Origin of the sequence: Phenylobacterium sp., from assembly GCF_037138395.1 — a bacterium.
Classification (GTDB): Bacteria; Pseudomonadota; Alphaproteobacteria; order Caulobacterales; family Caulobacteraceae; genus Phenylobacterium.
This window is the reverse complement of record NZ_JBAXIM010000121.1, coordinates 1-7,666: the sequence shown is the minus strand read 5'-3', so window position 1 is coordinate 7,666 and position 7,666 is coordinate 1. Positions and strand designations below refer to the sequence as shown.

General features: G+C 69.8%; 8 protein-coding genes. 5 read left to right on the top strand and 3 right to left on the bottom strand.

Features of this window, described 5'->3' with window-relative positions; translation table 11 throughout:
- Positions 1 to 145 precede the first annotated feature (145 nt).
- From WCJ52_RS09925 to folE, 3 genes are read right to left on the bottom strand one after another with little or no spacing between them, the layout of a single operon-like run.
- The gene (locus tag WCJ52_RS09925) at positions 146 to 2,476 is read right to left on the bottom strand and encodes a TonB-dependent receptor (RefSeq protein WP_336903144.1); all 2,331 of its coding nucleotides are present in this window, start codon (positions 2,474 to 2,476) and stop codon (positions 146 to 148) included.
- A 59-nt stretch (positions 2,477 to 2,535) separates the two neighbouring features.
- Positions 2,536 to 2,964 carry a phosphoribosyl-AMP cyclohydrolase gene (gene hisI / locus WCJ52_RS09920; protein WP_336903143.1) on the bottom strand — a complete coding sequence of 143 codons (429 nt, stop codon included), beginning with the start codon at positions 2,962 to 2,964 and terminating at the stop codon, positions 2,536 to 2,538.
- Positions 2,965 to 2,972: 8 nt separating this feature from the next.
- Positions 2,973 to 3,599 (bottom strand): GTP cyclohydrolase I FolE, encoded by a 627-nt coding sequence (gene folE, locus WCJ52_RS09915; protein WP_336903142.1) that lies wholly within the window; start codon positions 3,597 to 3,599, stop codon positions 2,973 to 2,975.
- A 140-nt stretch (positions 3,600 to 3,739) separates the two neighbouring features.
- Here folE and cysS point away from each other — a divergent pair, with 140 nt between their 5' ends.
- The 5 genes from cysS to thrS all read left to right on the top strand — a co-directional run.
- Positions 3,740 to 5,137, top strand: a complete 1,398-nt coding sequence (cysS, locus tag WCJ52_RS09910) for a cysteine--tRNA ligase (RefSeq protein ID WP_336903145.1) — start codon at positions 3,740 to 3,742, stop codon at positions 5,135 to 5,137.
- Positions 5,137 to 5,676: an SRPBCC domain-containing protein gene (locus WCJ52_RS09905; RefSeq protein WP_336903141.1), complete on the top strand. Its 540-nt coding sequence runs from the start codon at positions 5,137 to 5,139 to the stop codon at positions 5,674 to 5,676. The genes cysS and WCJ52_RS09905 overlap by 1 nt, the downstream gene beginning before the upstream one ends.
- Positions 5,677 to 5,686: 10 nt before the next feature.
- A complete protein-coding gene (locus WCJ52_RS09900) occupies positions 5,687 to 6,139 on the top strand; it encodes an iron-sulfur cluster assembly scaffold protein (RefSeq protein ID WP_336903140.1) in 453 nt (150 codons plus the stop codon).
- A gap of 55 nt (positions 6,140 to 6,194) precedes the next feature.
- Positions 6,195 to 6,479, top strand: coding sequence for a membrane protein insertion efficiency factor YidD (gene yidD / locus WCJ52_RS09895; protein WP_336903139.1), 285 nt, complete (start codon positions 6,195 to 6,197; stop codon positions 6,477 to 6,479).
- On the top strand, positions 6,476 to 7,666 hold a 1,191-nt coding region (thrS, locus tag WCJ52_RS09890; protein ID WP_336903138.1), incomplete at its 3' end, for a threonine--tRNA ligase. The genes yidD and thrS, both read left to right, overlap by 4 nt.

Here is a 7,666-nt window from a genome sequence, read left to right as displayed (position 1 = left end):
GAGGGGCGGCCCGCCCTGGCGGGGCTGGAACTCCGGCGGCATGGGGGGCGGCTTGCGCGGACCCCGAGGCGTGCTGGGAGTCCGGGGTGTGCCGGGAGGACGGGGCGTGCGGGCGGTCATGTCGGTCTCCGGTGGGGAGTGCCCATCAGTAGGCCAGCCTCAGGGTCAGGCCCGCAAGGCGCGGATCGCCCGGCGCGCCCAGCACCAGGCCTGAGTTTCCCGCCTGGACGGTCACCGCCGTCAGCCAGGCAGCATCGAAGGCGTTGCGCACCCAGGCCGTGACCTCCCAGGCTCCCGGGCGGCGGATCCCTGCCGACAGGTTCACCAGGGCGTAGCCGTCAATGACTGTATAGGCAGAGCCCGTCGCCTCGCCGGCGCTGTCGCTGCGGCCGCTGACGTCGGCGCGGGCGAAGGCCTCCAGGCCCGCTCCCGCCAGGGGACGGGCATAGTCCACCGTCGCGCTCCAGGCCCATTTCGGAACCCCCGGCAGGCGCCGGCCCGACAGGTCGCAGGCGGCCGTCCCGGAGCCGATGCGCTCCAGGGGGCAGGGACCGTTGGCATAGGACCGGTAGCGGGCGTCGGTCAGGGCGGCCTGGCCGGTCAGGACCAGCCCCTCGGCGGGTCGGACCTCGGCCTCCACCTCCACGCCGCGGGAGCGGACGGCCTCGATGTTGGCCAGGTAGCCGCGAAGGGCGCCGGGGCCAGCGTCGACCACATTGGCCTGGTAGTCGCGGACCCGGGTCTCGAAGACGTCCAGGCTGACGGCGACGCGGCCGCCCTCAGGGCGCAGCTTGAGCCCCGCCTCCCAGGCGGTGACCCGCTCGGGCCGGATGACGGCCGTGGTCAGGGCCGGCTGGCCCTGGGTGTCGGTGGGCAGGCCCGACATGTTGATCCCGCCGGACTTTTCCGCCCGCGCCAGGCTGGCATAGGCCGACAGGCCGGGCGTCAGGCGATAGACGCCAGCGAGGCGTCCGGAAACGGCGCCGTCGCCGACCTTGGCCGAATAGGACTGGGGCCGCAGGATGGACAGCTTGGCCGACTGCAGGAAGGCGGTGGGTGCCGGGCCGCCGCCAGAGACGGTGGAGTCGAACCGGCCGGTCTTGTCCTCACGGGTGAACCGCAGACCAGCGGTCAGGCTGAGGCGGTCGCTGGCCGCCCAGTTGGCCTCGCCGAACACCGCCGCGCTGGTCGATCGGAACCGGGTCCGCCCGTCCGTGCCGTAGCCGTCCAGCAGGTCCGTCGGGTAGGTCGGGGCCGGCCCGAGCAGCCAGGCCGTGGCTACTGATCCGTATACGGACTTCGGTTGGCCGATGATCACCTGGGTGAAGACGAAAACCCCCGCCACGGCCTGCAGCGGCCCCTCGCCCCGGGTCGCCAGCCGGACTTCCTGGCTGGCCTGGGTCTGCCGTGAAGGGATGTGCTGGACCGTCTGGATCGACAGTCCCGTATAGTCCCGGTCGTTGGCTGCGTCCCAGTCCCACCTCCGCCAGGCGGTCAGGCTGGTCAGGTCGAAGGCACCGGCCCGGGCTTCGATCCGCGCCAGGACCCCGCCCTCCGTCGTGTCGCTGGCCAGGGGGGCGTCGATGTCCGTGGTCCGCGCCTTCGGGTCCAGCGGAAGCGGGACATAGCCCGCCGCCGCCGCGAGGGCCGGGAACTGGCGGTCGGCGGGCTTCAGGGTTGGTCCAACCCGCACCGGGACCTGGGTGCAGCATTCGGACTTCAGGCTTGCAGCATCTGCTGATAAATCAATGACTAGGGTATCTGAGGGGGCGATCCTCAGGCGCGCCAGGACGTTGAAGGCACCGAGGGAATTGCTGCGCCCTCCGGATTTTATGCTGCGCAGCATTCCGTCTCGGTCGGCGCCGCCCAGGCTGAGCCGGGCGGTGATCCGCTCGTCACCGAGGGGGCCGGAGAGGCTGGCCCGGGCGCGGCGATACCCGAACCCGCCCAGGGTCAGCTCGGCGTCGGCCCCAAGGACGCCGGACGGGGCGCGGGTTGTCAGGCTGACCACCCCCGCCGTGGTGTTCTTGCCGAACAGGGTCCCCTGGGGCCCGCGCAGGACCTCAATCCGCTCCAGGTCCGACAGGTCGAAGGCCGCCGCCGCCGGCCGGGCGCGGTAGACGCCGTCGACATAGAACCCCACCCCCAGCTCCAAACCGTCATTGGCCTGGGACACCGCCGCCACGCTGCTGCCCAGGCCGCGGATCGTCAGGGCGGTGTTGCGCGGGTTGGGCGAGCTGTAGCCCAGGGCCGGGATGCGCACCGCCAGGCCGGCGACGCCGTCGGTCCCGGAGGCGCGCAGGGTCTCCCGGGTCACCACCGTCAGGGAGACGGGGGCGGCGAGGTCGTTCTCGGCGCGCAGCCGGGCGGTGACGATCAGGGGCTCGACGGAAGGCTCGGGGGCCGCATCGGCGACGGCGGTTCCCGCCAGAATCAGGGCGAAGGCCAATCCGCCCACAGGACCCCGCTCCCACATGCCGGCACCCCCTGACCCGAGACGACCGTTATGCAATGAACCTGCATAACGCTCAAGTCTCAGCCGGCCTCCCGGTCAGGCCCGGCGCCGGGGACGGGGAAAAGGCCGGCGCCGTCCGGGGTCACGCTCCGGAAGAAGCAGGTGCGCGCGCCCACGTGGCAGGCGCCGCCGTCGCCCTGCGGCCGGACCCTCAGGAGGACGGCGTCCTGGTCGCAGTCGATCCTCACCTCGGCCACCACCTGGACCTGGCCGGAGGTCTCGCCCTTCTTCCAGAGGGCCTGGCGGGCGCGGCTGAAATAGACGGCCTCGCCCGAGGCCAGGGTGGCGCGCAGGGCCTCGGCGTTCATCCAGGCCAGCATCAGCACCTCGCCAGTATCGGCGTGCTGGGCGATGGCGGCGATCAGGCCGTCGGGACCGAAGCGGGGGGCCAGGACGTCGCCAGTCTCCAGCGCCTCCACCGACGGGGCCGCCGGGAAATCGACGGTCATGGCGGCTCCTATTGACGGTTAACGAAGTCCAGGAAGCGCTGGCGGAGGGAATCGTCGGTCTTGAACACCCCGGTGAACTGGGTGGTGAGGGTCGTGACGTGCCGGTGGTGCAGGCCACGGGTGGTCATGCACTGGTGGGCGGCGTCGATGAGCACGGCCACGCCGGCCGGGCGCAGGCTGTCGTGGATGGCGTTGGCGATCTGCTGGGTCAGAGTCTCCTGGTTCTGGAGACGACGGGCGAAGATGGTCACCACCTTGGCCAGCTTGGAGATACCCACGACCCGGTTGGTCGGCATGTAGGCCACATAGGCCTTGCCCAGGAACGGGGCCATGTGGTGCTCGCAGTGGCTCTCCACCTCGATGCCCCGCAGCATGACGATATCGTCATAGCCCTGGACGTCCTCGAAGGTCTTGGACAGTTCTTTGGCGGGGTCCTGGAGGTAGCCCTCGAACCAGTCCTGGTAGGCGTCGATGACCCGCTTGGGGGTGTCGAGTACGCCCTCCCGGCGGGGGTCGTCGCCGGCCCAGGCGATGAGGGTGCGAACGGCCTCCATGGCCTCCTCGCGGGTTGGACGACGCAGGGGCTCCAGCCCGACGGGCACGGCGGCGGCATTCGTGTCGGCGGGAGCGGCCATGGCGTCCTTCCTCTGGTCCCGGCGCGGCGACGTCGGGGAGGTTCCCAAAGTCCTTGGCCCGCCGGAGGGCCAGACTGTATACGGGAGCCGCCCCGCCGGGGGCAACCTTGCGCCGCAATCCACCAGGTCCTACCCGTCCCATGCCCCTCTCGCTCTACGACACCCAGGCCCGCGCCAAGCGGCCCTTCGTCCCCGCCGATCCGGACCGGGTGACGATGTATGTCTGCGGGCCGACGGTCTACAACTTCGCCCACATCGGTAATGCCCGGCCGGTGGTGGTGTTTGACGTCCTGTTCCGCCTTCTGCGTCGGATCTACGGCGAGGCCGCCGTGCTCTACGCCGCCAACGTCACGGACGTGGACGACAAGATCAACCGCAAGGCCGCCGAAGAAGGCGTGTCCATCGACGTCATCACCGACCGCTACCTGGCCGCCTACAACGCCGACATGGCCGAGCTTGGCGCCCTGCGGCCCACCTTCCAGCCCCGGGCGACACGGACCATGGACGCCATCATCGCCCTGATCGGCCGGCTGGTGGACAATGGCTCGGCCTATGGCGCCGAGGGCCATGTCCTGTTCGACACCCAGGCCTGCGCGGACTACGGGGCCCTGTCTGGCCATCCGATGGACGAGATGATCGCCGGCGCCCGGGTCGAGGTCGCCCCCTACAAGCGCCATCCGGCGGACTTTGTCCTGTGGAAGCCCTCCAAGCCCGGCGAGCCGGTGTGGGACAGCCCCTTCGGCCCGGGCCGGCCGGGCTGGCATATCGAGTGCACGGCCATGATCGAGCAGTCCCTGGGCCTGCCCATCGACATCCACGGCGGCGGCATCGACCTTTTATTCCCGCACCACGAGAACGAGCGGGCGCAGGGGCTCTGTGCCCATGGCGCCGGACCAGACGGCGAGCGCACCTACGCCCGCTATTGGATGCACAACGGCTTCCTCAACTTCGGCGAGGAGAAGATGTCGAAGAGCCTGGGCAATGTCGCCCTGGTGAACGACCTGGTGACGTCCGCCCCCGGCGAGGCCCTGCGCTGGGCCCTGCTGGTCGGCCATTACCGGGCACCGCTGGAGTGGACCGGAGAGCTGATCGCCCAGTCGGTCAAGGCCCTGGACCGTCTCTACGGCGCCCTGCGGCGGTCGGCGGGGGTGGAGGCGACCGACACCGGCCCGGACCCGGCCTTCCTGGCCGCCCTCGAGGACGACCTGAACACCCCTGAAGCCATGGCCGAGTTGTTTGGACTGGCGACAGCCCTGGAGACAGCGACCGGACCCGGGCGGCCTGGGGCCAAGGGGCGCCTGCTGGCCTCGGCCCGGCTGATGGGCTTCCTCTTCGGAGATCCCGAAGACTGGTTCCAGGGCGGCGCAGATGACGCCTTCAGGTCCCAGATCGACGACCTTATCGCCAGCCGCACCGAAGCCCGCGCCAACCGGGACTGGCCCGCCGCCGACCGTATCCGCGACGAACTGGCCGCCCTGAACGTCGAGGTCATGGACAGCGCGTCCGGCGCGACCTGGAGACTGAAGGAGAGGACCTGATGGCGATCCGCCCGCCACCCATGTTCGGGATGAAATCCCGCGGCCCAAGGCCGTCGGCCGGCGGCGCCGCGCCCCTGAAGGTTGAGCACCGGATCGGCGTTCAGGTCCCCCCGGAAATCCTCTGGGAACTGCTGAGCGACGTCGACGGCTGGAGCGCCTGGAACCCTCTCTATCCGAAGTCCCGGGGAGAGATCCGGATCGGCGCCCCGCTTGAGCTGACCGAGGCCCTGCCGGGCCGCACGACCCGGGAGGCCAGGCCTGTGATGCTGGACTGGGTGCCCCTCGAACAGATCCACTGGCGGGACAGCCGGTCGGATGGCTGGGTCAAGAGCGTCCGATTCATCGAGGTCGATATCGTCAGCGCCACCGGCTGCATCGTCTCGAACGGTGAGGTCTTCACCGGACTGCTGGCCAAGCGGCATCTCAAGGCCAACCGGACGGCCCACCTGGACGGATTCCGGGCCATGAACGAAGCCCTGATCGACCGTGCGGGCCAGCTTTGGGCGGAACGGGGCGGGGCCCCGCCAGAAGCGCCATGATTGGCGCGCCATGATCGACGATATCTATTCTGCGAAGGTGCTGGCCCTGGCCGCCAACCTTCCACACCTGGGTCGGCTCGAGGCGCCCGATGGCTCGGCGGAGAAGAGCTCGCGGCTCTGTGGAAGCCGGGTGACGGTGGACGTCGGACTGGATGCCTCGGGCCGGATCGACCGTTTCGCCCAGGAGGTGAAGGCCTGTGCCCTGGGACAGGCCTCAGCCGCCATCCTCGGCGCCGGGGCGATCGGCGCCAGCCAGGAAGACCTTGAGTTGGCGACCGGCGCCTTCCGCTCTATGCTAAAGGCAGGCGGTCCTGCGCCCACAGGACGCTTTTCGGATCTCGCCATGCTCGCCCCGGTCAAGGACTACCCCGCCCGGCACGCCTCGACCCTGCTGGCCTTCGAGGCCGCGCTCGAGGCCGTCCGCAGGGGCCAGGCCCGAACTAGCCCCGCCGGCGCGGCTTGATCCCGCAGACTCCGCGGGATAAGCGCAAGCGAAATTCGCAAACCTGCGAGCCGGCATGACCTTCTACGAACACTGCGTCAGGGGCGCCCACCGCGCCTACAAACTGACGCTCTCGCCCGTGATCGGGCGCCAATGCCGGTTTCTTCCGACCTGTTCGGACTACGCCGCAGACGCCCTGATCACGCATGGTCCCTGGAAAGGCGCCGGACTGGCCGCCAGCCGACTGTGTCGATGTAATCCTTGGGGTGGAACGGGCTACGACCCCGTTCCACCCCGGATCCCCGCGCCGATCGCTGCTGGCGACGCCGGGGGGCTCCGAAACGGACAGACCAAGCCATGATCGAACTCATCTTCCCCGACGGCTCCAAGCGGGCCTTCGACGAGGGCGCCAGCGGCCGCGACGTCGCCGCGTCCATCGCCAAGTCGCTGGAAAAGCGCGCCCTGCTGGTGCGCCTGGACGGCCAGCTGCTGGACCTTGACCGCCCCCTGCCCGGCGGCGGGACCTTCGAGATCCTGACGCGTGAGAGCCCCCACGCCCTGGAGGTGATCCGCCACGACGCCAGCCATGTGCTGGCCCAGGCGGTCCAGGAGCTTTTCCCCGGAACCCAGGTGACCATCGGTCCGGCCATCGAGGACGGCTTCTATTACGACTTCGCCCGGGACGAGCCCTTCTCGCTGGATGACCTCAGCACCATCGAGGCGCGGATGGCCGAGATCATTGACCGGGACGAGAAGATCGTCAGGGAGGTCTGGGACCGCAACGAGGCCATCGCCCACTTCAAGGGGATCGGCGAGGCCTACAAGGCCGAGATCATCTCCGACCTGGCTGAGGACGAGGTCATCACCGTCTACCGGCAGGGCAGCTGGAAGGACCTGTGCCTGGGTCCGCACCTGCCCTCGACCCGGCACGTGGGCAAGGCCTTCAAGCTGACCAAGCTGGCGGGCGCCTACTGGCGCGGCGACCACCGCAACGCCCAGCTGCAGCGCATCTACGGCACGGCCTGGGCCAGCGAGGCGGACCTGGCGGCCTACCTGAAGCGTATCGAGGAGGCCGAACGCCGGGACCACCGCCGGATCGGCCGGGCCATGGACCTGTTCCACCTGCAGGAAGAAGCCCGGGGGATGATCTTCTGGCATCCCAAGGGCTGGACCCTTTACCGCACGGTGGAGGCCTACATGCGCCGACGCGTGGAGGTGGACGGCTATGTCGAGGTCAAGGCACCCCAGATCATGGACCGGGGGCTCTGGGAGAAGTCCGGCCACTGGGAGAAGTTCGGCCAGAACATGTTTACCTGCGAGACGACGGAAGGCGAGGAGCTGGCCGTTAAGCCCATGAACTGCCCGGGGCACGTCCAGATCTTCAATTATGGCCAAAAGAGCTATCGCGACCTGCCCCTGCGCATGGCCGAGTTCGGCGCCTGCCACCGGTACGAGCCGTCCGGCGCCCTGCATGGCATCATGCGCCTTCGCGCCTTCACCCAGGACGACGCTCACATCTTCTGCCGCGAGGACCAGATCGAGGCGGAG